3 protein-coding genes and 1 pseudogene are annotated in these 2,301 nt (G+C 65.7%); all 4 read left to right on the forward strand.

The window, feature by feature from the left end:
- Window positions 1–298: 298 nt before the first annotated feature.
- A pseudogene (locus Y706_RS28850) lies at window positions 299–685 on the forward strand (hypothetical protein); the annotation flags it as partial.
- 345 nt (window positions 686–1,030) lie between these two features.
- Window positions 1,031–1,468, forward strand: a complete 438-nt coding sequence (locus Y706_RS0112520) for a hypothetical protein (RefSeq protein ID WP_028276853.1) — start codon at window positions 1,031–1,033, stop codon at window positions 1,466–1,468.
- A gap of 218 nt (window positions 1,469–1,686) precedes the next feature.
- Window positions 1,687–2,112, forward strand: a complete 426-nt coding sequence (gene rpsP / locus Y706_RS0112525; RefSeq protein WP_026266438.1) for a 30S ribosomal protein S16 — start codon at window positions 1,687–1,689, stop codon at window positions 2,110–2,112.
- A 1-nt stretch (window position 2,113) separates the two neighbouring features.
- On the forward strand, window positions 2,114–2,301 hold a 188-nt coding region (locus Y706_RS0112530; protein ID WP_028276854.1), incomplete at its 3' end, for an RNA-binding protein.

The raw sequence follows: 2,301 nt of genomic DNA on the forward strand, positions 1-2,301 counted from the left end.
CGCAGCCGGGAATGGGCATAGATGCCACATGTCCAGTGCTCACGGTCGGGGGAGGGCGTGTCTACGGGCGGGGTCGGGTTCCCCGGGCCAGCGAGGGGCATGTCCACTGTTCCTAGGCGGGACATCGGAGCATGTCTATTGCCCACAGCCGGGAACAGACATAGACGCCATATGTTCATTGCTCAGGGTTAGGGGAGGGTATGTCCAGCGGGCGGGGCTGGGCCGTGCTGAAGCGGCTAGGCTGAAGCGACGTCGAAAACAGCGGTCTACGGACCGCCGAACCCTAAGGACCAGCTGCATGGGATTCACCGAACTCTTTGTGTCCACCCACGAAGAAGCCCTCAAGCGCGCCGGCGCACTGGAAGGCGGCAGTCCGGCCGCCCCGGGCGCCGTCCGCATCCCGGAGATCAGCGACTTCGAGGTGGAGCGGCTGGGGGACCTCGCCGGCGTCGCCGTGCACGCCCCGGGCGCGGACTATGAACTGGCCATGGTCGACGTGGCCAGCGACTCGCTGCTCGGCGTCCCGGCGGCAATGGTCCGCACGCTGGCGGAACTGCTCAGCTATGAAACCGAAGGGGAGGGTGACGTCCTGGAGGATGTCGCCGCCAACTGGGCCGCCGAGGAGGACATGCCCTTCGGTCCGGACGAGGCCCGGGACTACGTCCGCCGGATTGCCGAGCTCGCCGATATGTCCAGTGTGCCCAGGCGGGACATCGGAACATGTCCATTGCTCGCAGCCGGGAATGGGCATAGATGCCACATGTCCAGTGCTCACGGTCGGGGGAGGGCGTGTCTACGGGCGGGGTCGGGTTCCCCGGGCCAGCGAGGGGCATGTCCACTGTTCCTAGGCGGGACATCGGAGCATGTCTATTGCCCACAGCCGGGAACAGACATAGACGCCATATGTTCATTGCTCAGGGTTAGGGGAGGGTATGTCCAGCGGGCGGGGCTGGGCCGTGCTGAAGCGGCTAGGCTGAAGCGACGTCGAAAACAGCGGTCTACGGACCGCCGAACCCTAAGGACCAGCTGCATGGGATTCACCGAACTCTTTGTGTCCACCCACGAAGAAGCCCTCAAGCGCGCCGGCGCACTGGAAGGCGGCAGTCCGGCCGCCCCGGGCGCCGTCCGCATCCCGGAGATCAGCGACTTCGAGGTGGAGCGGCTGGGGGACCTCGCCGGCGTCGCCGTGCACGCCCCGGGCGCGGACTATGAACTGGCCATGGTCGACGTGGCCAGCGACTCGCTGCTCGGCGTCCCGGCGGCAATGGTCCGCACGCTGGCGGAACTGCTCAGCTATGAAACCGAAGGGGAGGGTGACGTCCTGGAGGATGTCGCCGCCAACTGGGCCGCCGAGGAGGACATGCCCTTCGGTCCGGACGAGGCCCGGGACTACGTCCGCCGGATTGCCGAGCTCGCCGCCGGCGTCGACCCCGCCACCAGGTCCGGCCTCTTCGTCTGGGCGTCCTGACCGGCCCTCGAGGCCGCTTCCAGGCCGCGCGGTGGTGCGCCAAGCTCGTGTCAAGTCGAAATCCTGCCGGTGATCTGGCACAATGAACAGGTACTCGATCTGCGTGGCCCCTCTCTCCGCGTCTGGATCTTGTCCTTTAGAACCCCCAAGTACGGCCCGCCCCACGGGTGCAGAACGCCGGGCTCGACCCCGTTTCAGAAACAGGAGTGACCACAAAAGTGGCCGTAAAGATTCGCCTTAAGCGCTTCGGTAAGATGCGCGCACCGTACTACCGCATCGTCGTCATGGACTCACGCTCCAAGCGTGATGGCCGTGCTATCGAAGAGATCGGCAAGTACCACCCGACCGAAGAGCCCTCGTACATCGAGGTCGACACGGACCGTGCCCAGTACTGGCTCGGCGTCGGCGCACAGCCGTCCGAGCAGGTTGCCGCGATCCTGAAGATCACCGGTGACTGGCAGAAGTTCAAGGGTCTCCCGGGCCAGGAGGGAACCTTGAAGACCAAGGCTCCCAAGGCTGCCTTCGTTACCCCGGAAAAGGGTTCCGTGATCATCCCGGAAGCCATCACCAAGAAGGCCAAGAAGGACGAAGCTGCCGAGGCTCCCGCCGACGCCGCCGAAGCAGAGACCACCGAGGCTGAGTAAATTGCTGGCAGAAGCGCTCGAACACCTGGTCCGCGGGATTGTTGACAGCCCCGAGGACGTCAAGGTCAGTGCGAAGAACAACCGCCGCGGGGAAACCCTCGAGGTGCGCGTTCATCAGGACGACCTCGGACGGGTGATCGGCCGGCAGGGCCGGACCGCACGCGCATTGCGCACTGTGGTTGCGGCGCT

It is taken from the genome of Arthrobacter sp. I3 (assembly GCF_000520575.1).
GTDB lineage: Bacteria > Actinomycetota > Actinomycetes > Actinomycetales > Micrococcaceae > Arthrobacter > Arthrobacter humicola_A.

Excerpts from the sequence above, each read along its gene's own strand:
- Y706_RS0112520 (WP_028276853.1), top strand. The coding sequence starts at position 1,031 with ATGGGATTCACCGAACTCTTTGTGTCCACCCACGAAGAAGCCCTCAAG.